The organism is Vibrio sp. 10N.222.54.E6 (assembly GCF_041473955.1).
Classification (GTDB): domain Bacteria; phylum Pseudomonadota; class Gammaproteobacteria; order Enterobacterales; family Vibrionaceae; genus Vibrio; species Vibrio tasmaniensis_A.
On the sequence record NZ_JBFRTD010000036.1, the window covers coordinates 188,491 to 205,248 of the forward strand.

Consider the following 16,758-nt stretch of genomic DNA (forward strand, 5'->3'; position numbering starts at 1 on the left):
AGTTATTAAGGGTACACAATTCGAATGTGGGATAGCATCGTTACATTGTCGGAAGATAGGAAGCAAGTGATGGCATGTCTGCCGTCTGGGTTTGTGGTCAACGCAAGCTTTGACAATAAGACATTACCAACAACCTTAGAAGCTTTGAACGCATCAAACTATTTTATTTTCGAAGAAGAGATACTGCGTTTTGTCACTCTTGCTAAAGAAGGTAAGGGAGAAGCTTATCAAGGAATATTGATTGCTGAAGTTCGTAATTCCAGTGTTACGGTTGAACTGTCTGATGATGAGATGCTCGCAAGTCTTGTTGTAACTGGGGCATATAATGGGCAGGCATTACGTGGCAGCGATATCATTCATTGCTTGGCTCAGGCTCACATAACGAAAGGAATTAATAAGCTAGCACTTAGAAAAGTCTTAATGATGAGTAGCAAGCTAAAGCCGGGTGAAAAATTTACTCAGCCCGTTGCCAAAGGTTCTCCAGCTGTGAAGGGTAAAGATGCTAAGTTTTCAGCATTGGTTGAAGATATTACTCATCAAGTATTAAAGCCTCGTAGTAAAGACGCCGGTAAGATCGATATGCGAGATCTCGGCGAAACCATTACCGTTGGCCAGAATGACCCGCTAATGAAACGTACTCCTGCCACCAAAGGTATTGCGGGCTTTACCGTCCAAGGTCGAATTATCCCACCCCTTCCGGGCCAAGACAGTTTGATTAAGCCAGGAAAAGGAACCCACATTTCCCCTGACGACCCTAATTTATTACTTTCTTCATCCTCTGGTCTGCCCATTATTAAAGAGCGAAGTATCGAAGTGGATGACGCCTTATGTGTTAGCAATGTCGACGTATCTACTGGGCACGTTAAATTCAAAGGTAATGTGTTTGTCTCTGGGAATATAGAACCTGGAATGATAGTGAAGGCGACCGGAAGCATTACTGTTGGTGGCTTTATTGAATCTGCAGAAGTTCAGGCTCAGGGGGATATAAAAGTCGCGAAAGGAATTATTGGTCATACGACCAAAGAGGATGAGCCAAAAAGCTGTAAGGTACTTAGCAAAGGCTCTATCACAGCAAGCTACGCACAGAATACTGAACTGCAAACCGGCAATGACATTCTACTCAATCTACATAGCATGAGTAACGACATTCGTTGTGGCAACAACCTCATTGTGATGGATACCTTTAAGAAGCATGGCACACTTAGTGGCGGTGAAGCTAAAGTCGGCGGTAAAGTGGAATGTGTTTTCTTAGGCGTTGAAGGGGATACAGCAACTAAGGTTCATGGTTTTGCTCGCTTCGAGGGATATCAAAAAAAGATAGCTCAACTGAAGGAGATTTATAAGCACGCTCAAGAACAAACCATGGACGTCATCCGTCAAGAACTCGAATTTAAGAAGCGACCAAAAGCGGAAAGAAGCGAAGAGCAAGCGTTGGAGATTGAGCAGCAACGGGAAAAAAACAATCAAGCGATAGAGAAGACTAAATCGCAGTTGGATACACTCGAAGCTGAATTTGAGACAAACCTTGCCGAGTGCACAGTAGAGGCGCACGAGAAAGTGTACACCCGTGTATCTGTTTTGTTTGGTGATGAGATGGTGACGACTAAGAGAACGCACGGCGGCAGTGTTTTCTCGTTCAATCAATATGAAATTCAATGTTCTTTCAAAATGGAGAAAGAAGATATCTCATTGTAATTGAGCGACTCTGAAATTGCCCAAGACAGAATAGAGCGGTTCGAGCCGTTTTCACTCATTAGAACAAATAAGAAAGGGGGAGCTGATGCTCCCCCTTTGTTTTTGCTGATATTGATTTAGTTTGATTCTTTAAGTCACATGAGCGCTTTAACTTGCCGCTTTTACCTTTCCTTGCTTTAAGTCTGACAGAACTTGTGATTTTGGTCCGTCGGCAATAATGCTGCCTTTCTCCATCACAATCACTCTATCTACGATATCCAACATCGACGTTTTGTGGGTGATAAGAATCAAAGTCTCACTAGGTAACAGCTGGCTCAGCTGATGCTTAATGTGCATCTCTGAACGGTTATCCATAGCGCTGGTAGGTTCGTCCATCAATAATACAGGAGGGCGCCCTAGGAAGGCTCTAGCTATGGCTATCGACTGACGTTGACCTCCTGAGAGTAAACCACCACCTTCACCTACTTGGCGTTCTAAGCCTGCCGGATCTTGCTGAGTAAAAGCGGTTACACCTGCACGGTTGGCAGCATCCATGACATCACGATCGTCAACCAACGGGCGTCCCAAGGTAATGTTGTCTCTTACCGTGCCATAGAATAGGTTACTGTCCTGCGGCACACAGCCTATATTGCGTCGTACGTCGACATGGTGAAGTTGTTCCATATCGGTGTCATCAATGCGAACATGACCTTCTGTGGGCTTATACAGGCCCATAATCAGGCGTTCAAGTGTGCTTTTACCTGAACCAATTCGCCCAATAATCGCGACCTTTTCACCTGGACTAATATTAAGAGTCAGGTCTCTTATAGACGCGATTGGCGAATCAGGGTAATGGAATGTTACTTTATCAAGCGCGATATGCCCTTGAATAATCGGACGGTGGATGTATCGCTTACCTTCCTCTTGTTCACTGGGCATCGACATGACTTGTTCAATCAAGGTCATTGATGACTTCGCTTGGTTATAACGCGTAGAAAGCAATGATAACTGGACAAGAGGACCAATTGCTCTACCACTCAACATAGTAGCGGCAATCAAGCCACCCATTGTAAGAGTGCCTTCTGCCATTAGGTACACACCAAAAATAATCATTCCCACATTGGTACTTTGTTGAACAAAGCCAGCAGTATTTTGGATGCTATCGGTAATACGACGACTCTTGATATTCCAGTTCGCCATGTGCGCAACAGCTTCTTCCCAGCGGAATTGGAACTGGCTTTGAGCGCTGAATAGCTTAACGGTTTCTAGCCCCGCTAAACTCTCAATTAAGTTTGCGTACTTCTGAGAAGCAAGGCGAGAGCCTTCTTCAATGGTACGACGCAGCGGGCCTTGTATTAACAACGCATAGATGATCAGTATCACCACGCCAACGACAGGAACAAACACAAGGTTGCCAGCCATTAACCAAATTAACGCCAAGAACATAAGAGCGAATGGCAAATCGATTAATGAGCCTATTGTTGCCGAAGTAAAGAACTCACGGATTGACTCGAATTCTTGCAGGTTTTTAGCAAAAGCACCGACAGAAGCAGGCTTCGCTTCCATACGAATCCCGAGCACCTTACTGAACAACTTAGATGAAATCAGGATATCGGATTTCTTACCCGCAACGTCAATAAAGTAGCTTCGCATTAACTTTAAAAGTAAGTCAAAGAGGAAGACGACAAAAATACCACTCGCGAGTACCCATAGCGTCTCAAACGCAAGGTTTGGTACCACTTTGTCGTACACCAAACGAGTAAACATTGGAGCTGCAATAGCGAAAAGGTTGATTAGAATTGATGCGATCAGCACATCACGATAGATTTTTTTAGATTGCCAAATCGTGCTCCAAAACCAGTGACCTTCGCGCGTTTTTAAAATTTCTGGTGAGCGTTCATCATAACGGAATTGTTTCTTTACTAAGAAGTAACGGCCGATGAATTGCTCTTTCAATTCTTCGATAGGGATGACGATTGGCATCATCCCACTTTCCGTTGTGATGATTTCGGCTTCTTGCTTCTCAATATCGATACTATTAAGAACGCAAGCCTCACCTTGCTTGAGTAACAATACGGCTGGCAGAATTAAGTGAGGGATGTTTTCTAGATCGGAACGGTTTTCTTTGGCCACTAACCCCGCACGCTCGGCAGAGCGAGGGAATAGGAAAGGGGTTAGCTTTCCATCAGAGAGTGGTAGCCCATTGATCAACGCTTCGGGCGAGTTGGCTAACCCGTAATACCGACTAACGTAGATCAGTGAGTTTAATAGTGGATCTTGCATGCGATATAACCTTACAACTATTTATCAACAATGAAGCCTTGGAACACTTCTACGTAGTTATCAGACAAAATATCTAACTGAGTCTGAGTTTCAATTCGTGACGCAATAGTCGTCACACCAAGGTTATGAGCCGTTCTTGAGATAGACGTTAACGTAAATTTCTGTTTTTCGTCATCAAGGTTATGAGTAAATAGGTAATCCAGCTTCACATAGCTAGGGCGGTACTCGTTGATGTAATCGAGTGATTGGAAGTTGCGTCCATAGTTATCGACACCAAACACCGCATCAGCGTTGCGAATGGTGTTACACAATAGTGCTGTGTAGTGAGGAACATTGACGAAACAGTTTTCTGGAATTTCAAAATGCAACAGATGAGCGATTGACGCATTTTTCTCAAGAGACTTTCCGATCCAACGGATGAAGCTTGGCTGAGAAATACTGCTTGGCGAGATATTGATAGCAACGGGGCTCGTAAGCTCTTTTGCATTCAGTTTATCAATCATCTTCTCGATAACGTATTGATCGAGGATGTGGCTCATTTCAAGCTGTTCTAATGCGTATAAGTATTGGTTGGCACCGTAACGAACCCCCTCTTTCTCAATCGCAGAGAACACTTCTTGGTGATAGGTTTTGCCAAAACTATTATTTGCAGCTTGGAAGCGGAAAGTTACTAGGTCATTGATGATTGCTTCTTCGACCAACATGCGCCATTGCTGTTTACCCATTACAGCGCCATGGTCGTCAGCAGTTACGTAACCGTAAGCGAGCTCACGGTTAGCTTTCGCGCTAGACAGTGCGTTATCGACCAAAGACATGATTTCAGTACTGGTTTTACGTTTCTTGCTGTATGTCACACCGAGAGCTATGTGTGGATTTGCCATACCTGTTGGATCTGAACCTAGATTTTGAATGCAGTTTACGATGCTGCTCGCGACGAGTTTCAGTTCATTTTCATCAATGTTCGGCATAATGAAGCCAAACTCATCACTAGAAATACGAGCGATAGTAATATCTGGAGATGAAATAGAAGCCTGTAGCTGTTCAGCTAATTGGTGAACTAAGGCATCGCCTTCTTGATAGCCTTTGTCATCATATTCTTCACTAATAAATTCGGCTTTTAGCACCGCCAGACCACCTAAACTAGACTCTTCTAACCACTGAGTTAGTTGAGACATGTAGTAAGCACGGTTACCTAACTGAGATACAGGATCGATATACGCGCGTTCACGAAGTCGTTGCGCTTCTTGTGCTTGGCTCTTAAATGCAAGTTCAACTTGAGTCGACATGTGGTTAATACCGTCGACGACTAAGATGAGGTCTTTTGTTTTAGGGCGAACCAGAGGCTCACCGAACTGATTTTTGGCGATTTGATCCATTTTTTTTATGATTAATGACAGCGGACGTAGTGCTCGTTGGAGTATCCATGAAATCGAGATCAAACCCAGTAAGAAAATCGCTCCAAAGAAGGTCACTAGCCGTGTAAATGCCTCCCAAAGCTGAGTATAGGCTGGGCCTGGGTGGCTCACTATCTCAACTTCAGCAAGTTGCATCCAACCACTGGTAATCACGCGGCGATCATGAATCGGTTTAAACAAATTCAGGTTGGTAAACCATTGTGGGACACCACTTGGTTTCACAGGGTATGAACGAAGAATATCATCTCCTGTGTCTAAAAAAATCAATCGTACGACAGAGTAAGAACTACCATCAAACAGTGCGTTGATAACAGACTCTACAGCCACTTGATCCTTTTCTTCGAGGTAAGGGGCGAGCGCCAGTCCAACAGTATTAATGGTATTATTTACTTCAGAGCGTTGCTGCTCTTCTAAGTAGTCACGGGTGGTATTGAATTCGATCATAAAAACTGAGGTCATCAGTAATATGAAAACCGCAACCATTCCGACCACAAGCTGTTTATATAAAGTCATTGTACCTACTCATCGTAATTGATAATGGGTTTGTTTAATTTTAGAGAGCGCTCACGCGAACGTAAGTCGTTCCATAAGCTCAATCTTGAAGATTTTCCTGATAACTTGCCGCTGCCTGCCGCCGACTTGATTAACCATAGGTTTTTACCATTGAAGCTGTATATCGGTCGTAGATCTCTGCGCTTGGAGCCGCGTTTTATTTCAGGGTTTAAGTTGTCTAAAATTAGTGGTTCTGCACTGGGTGTAGAGTAGTAAGCCAACACCATATGGAATTGGTTTAACTCAAGTGCTTTTACATACACTAATCGTAATTTCTTATCTGGGACGCCGAGTTCAAGTAAAGAGAAGTATTTTGCGATAGTGAAATCTTCACAGTCACCCGCGTTACTGCCCAAAAATTCCAGCGGTGTCGCCCAGTAGTCATTCTTTCCCCAAAGTATACTGTCATCGACAAAGTACATTTGGTTGAAGAACCGATTTACCGAATCGAGTTTCTCTTTTTCACTTAACCCTGCGTACGACGTCATATTTGAGCGCCATGTCGACACTCGCTTCCCTGCTCTTTCTCCGTAGGTTACAGAGACTGCGTCGATCCACCTTTGGTCACTCTTGTTCAGTGCCCCGGAAGTAAAAGAGGTAAGGAACAGTAGCAATAACGAAAACCGAGACTTCATTGCTGCTGCTCTTGTTTTTTCACTGCTCGTAGGAAGACGTTATCAAGCATTAACCGTCCTTACTCTTTTAGTGCATTGTTTTGAGCACTCAAAATTGGCTTCAACATATATTCAAGCACGGTTCTTTTGCCGGTGATGATATCGACAGAAGCGGTCATACCAGGAATGATAGGCAGCTCTTCATTAGCCCCAAAGCTGTACTTCTCGGTACGAACACGCACGATGTAAAAACTATTGCCTTCTTCATCTTGAGTGGTGTCAGCACTGATGTGTTCTAACACACCCACTAAACCACCATATTTAGTAAAGTCATAGGCACTGAATTTAACCACAGCGCTCAATTCTGGACGGAGGAATGCGATATCTTGTGGAGCAATTTTCGCCTCAACTAATAGGGAATCTTCAGTTGGTACAATCTCAACAATGTCCATACCCGGCTGGATAACACCGCCTACGGTATTAATACCAAGCGTTTTGACGGTTCCTGTTACTGGAGAAACTACTACAGTTCGATTAACTCTGTCTTCAAGGCCAACCGCTGATTCCGTCATTGCAGAGAGCTTATCTTGTGCTTGGTTTAGCTTCTCTTGTTGTTCTGATCGGAAGTTCAATGCAGCATCGATACGACTGAGCATCGCTTCTTTGATTGCTGAACGTAGAAGAGGGATTTTGAGTTCGCTAGAGGTCATTTCTCGGCGAGTGTCGTTAACTTGTCTTTGCAGCTTGAGCAGTTCAATTTTTGGCACCACCCCTTCATCAGCAAGAGGCTTGGTAATATCCAGCTCTTGGCGGGCAAAGTTGTAACTCTGTCTTAAATTCTGAACACGCGCTTTTATTTCAACTAGGTCTTGTTGCTTCTGTCCAACCTGTTGATCAAAAACGGAAAGTTGGTTCTTCAGGTTATTCAGATCTTGACGATATTCTGCTTTTTGGCGATTAACCAATTTGGGGTGAAGGTCGTAGAATAGTGGTGGGAAGGCGAGTTTACCATAATCGAGTAAGACACTTTTTTTCCACTCTTTTACTGAGAATTCTTCATTGATAACCACACTGGTCAGTGAGGCGGACAGCATGAGTACATTAGCCGTTAAGTTCGCAACTTGTTGCTCACGTTCACGAAAGTCAGAGCGGAATCGAGTGTCATCTATTAATAGTAATTGTTGCCCTTTTTGAACTCGTTGCCCTTCTTTGACTAAAATTTCTTTAACCAAACCACCTTCAAGGTTTTGCACCACCTGAATCTGAGAGGAAGGGATCACCTTGCCTTGGCCAACAGTCACTTTGTCGATTTCAGCCCAAGCAGACCAACCAATAGCAGCGACAAAAAACAGAACGATAACCCACAACATAATACGCGCACTGGTGGGCGTATTGAGGAGCAGTGCCGCTGTTTTGTCATCGACATACTCAAGTTCGGTCTCATTCAATTTGCTGAAATTTTTCTGACTCATAACAGTCCTTGTTCGCTAAATAAAAGTGCAAGCTTTGTGAGTGTATTCTTACTTTTGATAAATGTTAAGGCTTTGCTCCTTTAAATCTTTGAATTTATATATTTTTTAACTCTTATTGTTTTTTGAAATCTGTTTTATCAAGTTGGTGCTTTCTCAGCTTGTCATAAAGCGTTTTTCGCGATACTTGCAGCTCTTGCTGTACCTCTTTTAAGCGCCCTTGATGACGATGTAGTGCCTCTATCAAGAGGATTTGCTCAAAGCTATCGGTTCGTTGGCTTAATGACAGTTGTTGCTCTTCAGTCTTTAGATCGATGTGGTCTTTGTCGCTTTGCTCTTGATTATGATTAGGCTCTGATTCAAGCGATGCCAGCTTGGGTTTAGTCAACACTCTGAGCTCTGCATGTTGGCGAAGCTGTCGAATATTTTCACTCCAGTGAGTGGCGATCAATCGTTGAACCTCTTTTTCTGTAATCACCGGAGGGGGTAACTGATATCGACTTGCCGCACCACGAGCAAAATGTTTAAACAAAGAACCAATATCTTCTGTTCGTTGCGCTAGCGGTAGCAAATCAAATCGACGGAACTCACTTACCATTGTAGTAGGAAGTATTGTGGTTGCTAAAATGATACAAGTTGCACTGGTCTTGCATGAGTTTTCACGAAGTAGAGTGGGTTTTAGGTTCGCTAGCCACTGCCATTGGTCTTGAGTTAATGCTTCTGTTTCATGGATATAAAGTGTCCCACCCTGATGTTTCAAGAACAGTTGCAAAACAAACTGATGGAATGTCGCTTCGTCACTGCGTGGCAAATTAAACGCAGCAACAGGGCAAAGCTCTGCGGCTTGATGGCTGTGAAGATCGTGCGTGTACTGCGCCGTGACCCTTTTACCCGTTCCTAAATCGCCGACGAACAGTAGAAGTGGGTTAGTTTTGGTATCTAGAGAGATCAGTTCTCGGCGTAATGTCTGCATTGATGGCGATTGACCAATCAACTTTGGACCCACCTGATTCTGTACCGCCAACTCTTTACGTAATAGATTATTCTCTTCAACCAGTGCCAGCTTATCCGATGCTTTTTTTACTGCGGTCAGCAGGGCATCGACCACAAACGGTTTTTCCAAAAAATCATAAGCGCCAGCTTTCATTGCGGATACGGCTGTTTGCACATCCCCATGGCCTGTCTGTACGATGACCTGAAAATGAGGGTTTTGATTCAGCAGCTTTTGTGTCAATTGAATACCATCCATCACTGGCATGTGAATATCGGTAATGACAATCCCAGCTTGCGTCACATCTATTCTCTTTAGTGCCTCAATGGCATTGGGGAAGCAGGTAATATCGATGCCTTCAATGAGCATGGCTTGTTCTACGGAGTCTCGAATGGCGGGTTCATCATCGACAAAATAGAGTTTAGGCAGAGGGTGCAAAAGTCGAATCCTTAACAGTATGTGAGGTTAGCTATGTGTGAAATTAGCAGTATGTAAAATTCATTTTCTAATCAACGATAACAACGGCACGTTAGCCCTTATCGTTATATAACGGGATGTTTAGCGAGAATACCATGCCTGAAGGCTCTAATCGGTTGGCGCTGATCGTGCCGTGATAAGCTTCAATAATCCGTTTCGATATTGAAAGCCCTAGCCCTAAGCCTTCCGGTTTAGTGGTAAAAAATGGGTTGAACAGCTGTTCTAGCTTATCGTCCGGCATGCCAATTCCGTTGTCCCAAATGATCAGCTGACAAGAGTTATGATGCAGTTGCCATTCGATGCCTATCTGTGGGCTGGCCGGTTGGTCAACGTTTTCCAGGTTTTGTTGCTCCTGCAAGATTTTCTGTTCAAGAACTTGTTGTTGAAGCGCTTGGGTCGCGTTGTGAATTAGATTCACCAGTACTTGCTCAAGTTCGGTTGGATGAATGGCAATATTAATGTGATTTGGCACTGTGCTTAACCTTAGCGTGATGCCTTGTTTGATCATTAGCGCACTAAGAATACTGGTCGCGTTGTTGATCGATTGATGCAGGTTTGCGACGTGATGTTCTTGCTTGGTGACCTTACGAGTGAAGACTTTAAGACGCGCGATGATGTCGGTAATTGAGGTATTCAAAGCAATCATCTTATCGAGATTGCTTTTGACCAAATCTGTCCGTTCCATTTCTAGCAGCTTTAAGCTGTTCTCACTGTAGGTTCGAAGCGCTGCAAGCGGTTGGTTGATTTCGTGGTTAATGCTGGCTGACAGCTCTCCGAGTACCGCTAATTTTGCTGTTTGGGTCAGCTCTTGTTCTGTCTGCTTCAGCTTTAACTGCGATGCTTGGTATTGAAAAATGGTTTGCTGAAGTTGTTGATTGGATTTCTTCAAATAGTGAGTACGTTTATCAACGGTTTGTTCTAGGTTTTGGTTGAGCCGGGTTAGCGCCACTTTCGCGACGTAAGTCTGTCGCCACGACCACGCGATGAGCATCACCAAGCTGTAAATCACCACGAAGATGACATCGATCTGCAGCACTTTAATAAGTTCTGCTTCGGCCTTTTTTAATGCGACAACTTGGCACTGATTGTTACTGAAGGTTGCGGGGTAAAGATTGAACGGCCCAAGTTTAAACAATCGGTTTGCCGTGAGTTCTCTTTGTACTCGATTTGGTTGAATGTTGTTGGGCTGATTGGCGTCGTTAACTTGTTGTTGATAGTTGGAAGAGCGAAAAGCTTCTATGATCGAAATTTCGCTTTGACCGTATTGGCGCTGCAGGGCGATATCGGTTTGTTGCTTCTGGCTTAATGGCAACAACGAGTGATAAAGCCACTGAGTTTGGCTGGAGAGAAAAACCACTTGGTTAGAGTCGAGTACCACAATCTCAAAATCATCGCTGGTTAGGATGTTTTCAAGGTTCTCTAGACTCACTTTAACGGTGATAACCCCAACAATGTCATTCTCTATATACAGGGGCGAAGACAAAAAGTAACCGCGTACGTTGGAGCGAGCACCCAGTGCGACATAGTGTGTGCTGTTACCTTCAATCGCGGACGCAAAATAAGGACGAAACGAGAAGTTCTCACCCACGAAAGTACCGAGCTTCTGGTAATTACTGGAAGCGACCACAGTACCGCTTGGGTCATGAATATAGATGGTGTCAGCTTGGCTTTGATTAGACCATTCAAATAGCAATTGATTGAGCTGCGCCGCGGAAATCTTGTCTGTTTGTGGTGATGAGTCAAAATAAGAGAGCAGACGTGGGTCATGGCTGAGCAAATCAGGGATCTGTTTGAATTTATCCAGTTCAGAGTCGATTTGTAGGTTCGCTTTATTGGCTGCTTCGTTGAGCTTTTGAGTGACCACTTTTTCTTGAAATTGTACTGCCAAAAAATGAGTTGCGCTCAGCCCAATAGCCCCCAATAACAATGAGAATAAAACGAAGGGAGTCATTATGTTAAGCAGTATCTTAGTCACTAGGATCTCAGCATGTCATCGGTTTGTATAAAGATTATCAATATGATGGATAGAGTACCGAGATCTTGTTAACACAGAGCACCTTCTGTGAGACAAAACCATGGCTTAGACTTGTGTTTCAAAGGATTACAGCGCAAAATCAAAAAAAATTGAAAGGAGCAACCAAATGGAACTGACCGATATTCGTCGCGAATACGCTAAGGGTGGATTGAGACGTAAAGACTTAGCCGCAGACCCGATTGAGCAATTCAATCTATGGCTAGAGCAAGCTATTGAAGCTAAGTTGACGGACCCTACTGCCATGACAGTTGCTACGGTTGATGAAAATGGTCAGCCATTCCAGCGAATTGTTCTGCTAAAGAATGTTGATAAAGACGGCTTCGTTTTTTACACCAACTTAGGTAGCCGTAAAGCGCATCAGCTAGAGCACAATAGCAAAATCAGTTTGCATTTCCCTTGGCACCCTCTTGAGCGACAAGTTCATATTACGGGCACGGCTGAAAAACTGACAGCAATGGAAAATATGAAGTACTTCTCGTCACGACCAAAAGAGAGCCAATTGGCCGCAATTGCAAGTAAGCAAAGTAGCCGTATCTCTGCTCGTGGGATTTTAGAAGGTAAATATCTAGAGCTTAAACAGAAGTTCGCGAAAGGAGAGATTCCTGTGCCTTCTTTCTGGGGTGGCTTCCGTGTGCGTGTGGATAGCATTGAGTTTTGGCAAGGTGGAGAGCACCGCTTGCATGATCGCTTCTTGTTCTCACGCCAAGATAGCCGTTGGGATATCGACCGCCTAGCGCCTTAATTTGCTTAACTGCTTAACTGATCCAAAAATACCGTTGATTAGACTTATCAACGGTATTTTTTTGTCTGCATCTCATCAAACCAATATCTAGTCACTGTGCAGAACAACGGAGATCTGCTTTTTAAGCAGGGTTTCTGGGATCATAGAGCCTAGCCCCGAGTCCAACGCATACTCAATCAACCGGCTTTTACTGCGCGCATCAAATTTCTGTTTCAACCTGGCGACATGCCCTTCGACTGTTTTGATTGAAATGTTCAACGTAGACGCGATGTACTGTGGTTTCTTGCCGAATAGCAGCAAGAACAGCACTTCTGATTCTCGCGAAGTCAGTCGCTTTTTGAGCTTTGATATGCGTGGCTTTGATCCTGCAATGGACACTTGATTGTCTTTTTCGCAAGTTGCCTGACACACCCAATGGCCTACTTCTAAGATGGCGGTGTCGGTGAGTTCTTGACCATAAAAAATGGTGCCTTGAACTTCGCCATTCCCATCAAGCCAAGGGGTTTTAGTAAAAATATGGGCGTGCCAGCGTCCGTCTGGATAAGGGTGAATATCGAGGATTTTAAGAGTACTGCGTGTATCCATTACATGTTTGTCTTGAGCCCTGAAATCCTGCGCGCATTCGGTTGTTTGACTAGGCATATCGAAATCGGTTAAGCCCGTACAAGTTTCGTTGGGTTTTAAGCCAATTAATTGGTTGTAAGCAAGGTTGGCATACACGAAGACAGAGTCAGTATCTTTGCACCCCCAGCAACCTGGAAGTTGTTCAAATAAAGAACGATGTATGGAGTTGAGGGGATTCGGCAAGGTTTTATCTCGTAAGAGGAAGTATTGCAATGATATCAGTTTCTTATAGAGCTGCAATGACAATTAGAAGTCGAGTTATGCATCAAAAATGGAGTGTGATTAATGGTTGAACGGTATGTTGTTTAAGTGTGCCTTTATTGATCAATAGCTAAGCAAAAAGGATGAGAAAAAAGCAAAAAAAAACCAGCCTGAAGAAGGGCTGGCCAAAGACAAGATATACCTTGTCGACACGTAGAAGATTTCCAGTTTAATTTACGAGGGTCATGTAAATTAAGCTGAGGTATCAGATAGATACCCAGAGTGACTTACTACTCTATCGACGAATTTACTCCTAGGCGAGATCGAATATAAGGAGGGAATTCCCCTATAAACACTGACTCAACCTGATACTAGGAGAATCTAAGGTAAATATTTGAGGGCTTTGAGGAATACCAAGAGCTTATAGCTCTCGTAATACTCGGAATCCTAAGTAGTTAGCGGCAGTAGAAGGCGAAACGTACAGTTCAGCAAACACTTTTGCCTCTTCAGGAGAGAAGCTCCACGCGCCCCCCTTAGCGATGCCTTTTTGGGTTGCAGTCCATTCCCAAACGTTACCTACCATGTCGTAGAAACCCGTTGGCGTTGGCAAGAATGATTTTACAGGAGAAGTACTGACGTTTGACCACTGTGTACCAGACCAACCAGTATTAGCTCTACCTGAACGGAATTTGTTGCCCCACCAGAAGCTGGTATCTTGACCCGCTCTTGCCGCCGCTTCCCACTCTTGTTGTGTTGGTAGGCGGTAAGTAAAGCCTGTTTTTTTAGATAACCAACGTGTGTACGCTTTCGCATCGCTTTGGCTGACGCATACAACGGGTGAGTTATCGACTTGCTTGAAACCAGGAGCTTTCCAGTCATTGTCTGACACAGTCGTGATTTCTGCATTCACGAAGGTATCACAAGTGTTCATCAGCTCTGCGTCTGTCTGGTAACCCGTATTTTTCACAAATGCTTTAAAATCTTGAACACGAGTTGGGGTTGCCGCTAATGCAAATGGCTGTTTGATCGTGACTTGCTCAGCGTTATTTTCACCGAGTAGGTAAGTCCCAGATCCAACCACAATCATTTCTGGACTTTGAGCACCATTGCCCATTGGGTCAGCAAACTTAGTCCCCACATTCAGTGAGTTCTGCTTCGCTTGTAATACTGCTCTTAGGTTGTGATCTCGGGCTATTTTCAGCTCTTGGTGGAAAGAAAGGTAACCTTCTTTCTCAATCGTAACCATGTGTTGCCCTGTAGGTAGCATCACTTCAACCGGTGTGCTGCCATAGTTCACACCATTGATAGAAACCTTGTCATTATATTGATTTGAACGAACCACCAAGTTAACCCAAGCAACTTCTTTCTGCTGATCATCGGCTTGCAGATCGCTCTGATCGAAACAGTTTGAGGATTGAATGCCAAGTAAGCGGCAAGGAGTGTTCTTATCTGGACGAGTTTCTAAATTCGCAGCAACCACTGCTCGGTAACGGTTATCTTCGGAGAAGCCAGATGATTTCACGCTGTGTTGTAGAACGTGAATATTCAAAGATGCAGACGCTAGGTGTTCTTTTACTATTTTTGATTCTGTCGCGTTGGATACAAGGCTATTTTGAAATTGTTTTACTGCTTTTTGAAGTGTCAAAGCCACCGTTTGGTCTGAACATTGAGCTAACGTCATGTCGCTGCTACAGCGGTTGGTAAAGCTAACAGTATGTTCTTGTGTTTGAGTGACCTCGCTTCTTAATCTCTCAGCTCTTGCTCTTAGTTTGTCTTGATTCAAATGGGCGATAGACATTTCTACAGCCGATTTTTCGGCTTTGATGGCCTCTAGTTCCATCACTAAGCTTTGAAGCTTTTGCTCTGAATCCGAAATCGTAAGCTTGTGCTCTTTTACCGATTTCCAGGCATCTTGAAAGCGGTTTTGAGCTGGTGAGATATCGAAATCTGGCTCATCAATCATGCGAGTGTAATCTTGCTCTAGGCTAGTTTTCGCCGTTGCGAGTTTTTGCTCTGATTGAGCTAATAACTTGGCTTGACGTGCCATTTGCTCTGCTTGGTTGTCGACTTGATTTTGTTTGTCCGCCATCTTCTTCTCGATAGCCGTTAAACTGGCATGTTCTTCGAAAAGAGAGCTTTCAATGTCGATGACTGATGACGTGATTGCTGGAGATGTCGCTTCAGCGAAAACAGCAGGCGTCATTAAGCATGGAGCAAGTGCAAATAATAGAGTAGGAAAACCTTGGCGCATGTTGGGCTACTTCAGTCGTAATTTAGGTTAATTGAATATTCTAACGAAAACGCCATTTCGTTTGAAGCTACTTTCTATAACTACAAACAAGATGGCGAGTATTCATTCAGCTTTGTGAAATAGGCACGGCTATTTATATCAGGCTTAGCTTTATATATTTAGATTTCATTTTCTTTACTAGGAAGGAGTTTCACCCAAATAGTATCGCTGCCGTTGATAGTCACTGTGCGGTTGTATGATTCGTAACCTTCTTTTGAAATGGTTACTTGGTGACGACCGCTCGGTAGCGAAACCTCTAGGGGTGTGCTGCCGTATTTAATGCCGTTGATAGTGACTGAGTCATTGTACTGATCAGAACGTACCATCACGTTTGCCCACTGCTTGTCGCTCTTCTTTGTAACCTTAACGTCGCTGTCCGTTAAACAGTAGCGAGTTGAAACGTTCAATAAGTTACATGCTGCAATCGCTTCTGGTTTTGCTTGAAGTTGAGCTTGCATCTGCACAAAGTAAGAGTTGTTTCCAGAGAAACCGCTCTTGATTGCTTGGCTGTCTTGAACATGAATGTTCAATTGAACACCTTGTAAGTTTTGCTTCGCTAGCGTGCTTTCTGTGAGCTGTTCAAGTAATTTGCTCTTGAAGTTTTGTACTGCTTTCTGCTTCGTCAGGTGTTTACCTTGAGCAATACACTCACCCAGTGTCATTGTTGATGAACATGTGGTGGTGTAGCTCGTTTCAAGAACGGCACTTTCACGAAGTTCTGTTGCAATACGTTTAACGCGAGCTTCAACTTTTGATTCTTTCAAGTTAGCCAGCTCATTATTCAAACGAGCTTGCTTTTGCTTAATTTGAGAAAGGTAAATTTCGTTCTCATTCATCGCTTGCTGATTATCTAGCTGAGACGATTGATTCTCTTTAACCGCAGCCCAAGCATCTTGGTATCCTTTCTGAAAAGAAACCAGATCCGTTTCTGGATCGTCAAGTAAGCGACTGTATTGTTTGTCGAGTACAGATTTAGCTCGGTTACGTTTTGCCTTTAACTCTTCACCTTCACGTAACAACTTACTGTTCTGGTTTTGTAGTTGTTTTAAGGTCTCAGTTGCCGATACTTTGGTCGCTGAAATACGCTCAATATCTGAGTTTTTCTCTGTTAGCTTTGCATCGATAGCTGAAACGGGATCGACTTGATTCAGTTCTTCAGCTGATAACGATGCAGATACCCAAAGTGGGGATAGCGCAAGTAAAAGCGCTGAAATTCGAAAGTTAGTCATAGGTCCCTGCAACTTGTATATTTAAAATTGGCTCGTTAATAAAGTGTCTACTTCCTAGTTGTCAGTCACTAGTTATTAGCAATTAACACAGTACCCGTCTTTATACCGTTTTATTGCCCTCCAATCTACTCAAAAGCTAAGTTTCGGTACTTCGGATACACT

11 protein-coding genes are annotated in these 16,758 nt (G+C 43.7%); 2 read left to right on the forward strand and 9 right to left on the reverse strand.

Annotation, left to right across the window (positions count from 1 at the left end):
- Window positions 1-24: 24 nt before the first annotated feature.
- Window positions 25-1,695 carry a FapA family protein gene (locus tag AB4513_RS20505; protein ID WP_017102241.1) on the forward strand — a complete coding sequence of 557 codons (1,671 nt, stop codon included), beginning with the start codon at window positions 25-27 and terminating at the stop codon, window positions 1,693-1,695.
- A 147-nt stretch (window positions 1,696-1,842) separates the two neighbouring features.
- Here AB4513_RS20505 and AB4513_RS20510 read toward each other — a convergent pair whose 3' ends face one another.
- The 6 genes from AB4513_RS20510 to AB4513_RS20535 all read right to left on the reverse strand — a co-directional run bounded on the left by AB4513_RS20510 (window position 1,843) and on the right by AB4513_RS20535 (window position 11,426).
- On the reverse strand, window positions 1,843-3,957 hold the full coding sequence (locus AB4513_RS20510; RefSeq protein WP_009846012.1) for a type I secretion system permease/ATPase: 2,115 nt from the start codon (window positions 3,955-3,957) through the stop codon (window positions 1,843-1,845).
- 17 nt (window positions 3,958-3,974) lie between these two features.
- The gene (locus AB4513_RS20515; RefSeq protein ID WP_009846011.1) at window positions 3,975-5,885 is read right to left on the reverse strand and encodes a LapD/MoxY N-terminal periplasmic domain-containing protein; all 1,911 of its coding nucleotides are present in this window, start codon (window positions 5,883-5,885) and stop codon (window positions 3,975-3,977) included.
- Window positions 5,886-5,890: 5 nt separating this feature from the next.
- Entirely contained in the window at window positions 5,891-6,559 is a 669-nt protein-coding gene (locus AB4513_RS20520; RefSeq protein WP_012600028.1) for a transglutaminase-like cysteine peptidase, read from the reverse strand.
- A gap of 59 nt (window positions 6,560-6,618) precedes the next feature.
- Complete coding sequence (locus AB4513_RS20525) at window positions 6,619-8,010, reverse strand: HlyD family type I secretion periplasmic adaptor subunit (RefSeq protein ID WP_009846009.1); 1,392 nt, start codon at window positions 8,008-8,010, stop codon at window positions 6,619-6,621.
- Between the two features lie 112 nt (window positions 8,011-8,122).
- Window positions 8,123-9,427 (reverse strand): sigma-54 dependent transcriptional regulator, encoded by a 1,305-nt coding sequence (locus AB4513_RS20530; RefSeq protein WP_102257707.1) that lies wholly within the window; start codon window positions 9,425-9,427, stop codon window positions 8,123-8,125.
- A gap of 100 nt (window positions 9,428-9,527) precedes the next feature.
- Window positions 9,528-11,426 carry an ATP-binding protein gene (locus tag AB4513_RS20535; protein WP_372070652.1) on the reverse strand — a complete coding sequence of 633 codons (1,899 nt, stop codon included), beginning with the start codon at window positions 11,424-11,426 and terminating at the stop codon, window positions 9,528-9,530.
- Between the two features lie 190 nt (window positions 11,427-11,616).
- Between AB4513_RS20535 and pdxH the strand changes: the two genes are divergently transcribed.
- Window positions 11,617-12,252: a pyridoxamine 5'-phosphate oxidase gene (gene pdxH / locus AB4513_RS20540; RefSeq protein ID WP_009846006.1), complete on the forward strand. Its 636-nt coding sequence runs from the start codon at window positions 11,617-11,619 to the stop codon at window positions 12,250-12,252.
- Between the two features lie 87 nt (window positions 12,253-12,339).
- Here the strand turns inward: pdxH and AB4513_RS20545 are convergent, their stop codons facing one another.
- From AB4513_RS20545 to AB4513_RS20555, 3 genes are all read right to left on the reverse strand, one after another.
- Window positions 12,340-13,122, reverse strand: coding sequence for a helix-turn-helix transcriptional regulator (locus AB4513_RS20545; RefSeq protein WP_102257702.1), 783 nt, complete (start codon window positions 13,120-13,122; stop codon window positions 12,340-12,342).
- 376 nt (window positions 13,123-13,498) lie between these two features.
- On the reverse strand, window positions 13,499-15,328 hold the full coding sequence (locus tag AB4513_RS20550) for a formylglycine-generating enzyme family protein (protein ID WP_009846004.1): 1,830 nt from the start codon (window positions 15,326-15,328) through the stop codon (window positions 13,499-13,501).
- A 158-nt stretch (window positions 15,329-15,486) separates the two neighbouring features.
- Entirely contained in the window at window positions 15,487-16,596 is a 1,110-nt protein-coding gene (locus tag AB4513_RS20555) for a PEGA domain-containing protein (RefSeq protein ID WP_009846003.1), read from the reverse strand.
- Between the last annotated feature and the right edge of the window lie 162 nt (window positions 16,597-16,758).

What these genes read in the sequence shown, in the direction of transcription:
- AB4513_RS20520 (WP_012600028.1), bottom strand. Translation starts at nt 6,559, where the DNA reads ATGAAGTCTCGGTTTTCGTTATTGCTACTGTTCCTTACCTCTTTTACT.
- AB4513_RS20510 (WP_009846012.1), bottom strand. Translation starts at nt 3,957, where the DNA reads ATGCAAGATCCACTATTAAACTCACTGATCTACGTTAGTCGGTATTAC.
- AB4513_RS20515 (WP_009846011.1), bottom strand. Translation starts at nt 5,885, where the DNA reads ATGACTTTATATAAACAGCTTGTGGTCGGAATGGTTGCGGTTTTCATA.
- AB4513_RS20555 (WP_009846003.1), bottom strand. Translation starts at nt 16,596, where the DNA reads ATGACTAACTTTCGAATTTCAGCGCTTTTACTTGCGCTATCCCCACTT.
- AB4513_RS20505 (WP_017102241.1), top strand. Translation starts at nt 25, where the DNA reads ATGTGGGATAGCATCGTTACATTGTCGGAAGATAGGAAGCAAGTGATG.
- AB4513_RS20535 (WP_372070652.1), bottom strand. Translation starts at nt 11,426, where the DNA reads ATGACTCCCTTCGTTTTATTCTCATTGTTATTGGGGGCTATTGGGCTG.
- pdxH (WP_009846006.1), top strand. Translation starts at nt 11,617, where the DNA reads ATGGAACTGACCGATATTCGTCGCGAATACGCTAAGGGTGGATTGAGA.
- AB4513_RS20525 (WP_009846009.1), bottom strand. Translation starts at nt 8,010, where the DNA reads ATGAGTCAGAAAAATTTCAGCAAATTGAATGAGACCGAACTTGAGTAT.
- AB4513_RS20550 (WP_009846004.1), bottom strand. Translation starts at nt 15,328, where the DNA reads ATGCGCCAAGGTTTTCCTACTCTATTATTTGCACTTGCTCCATGCTTA.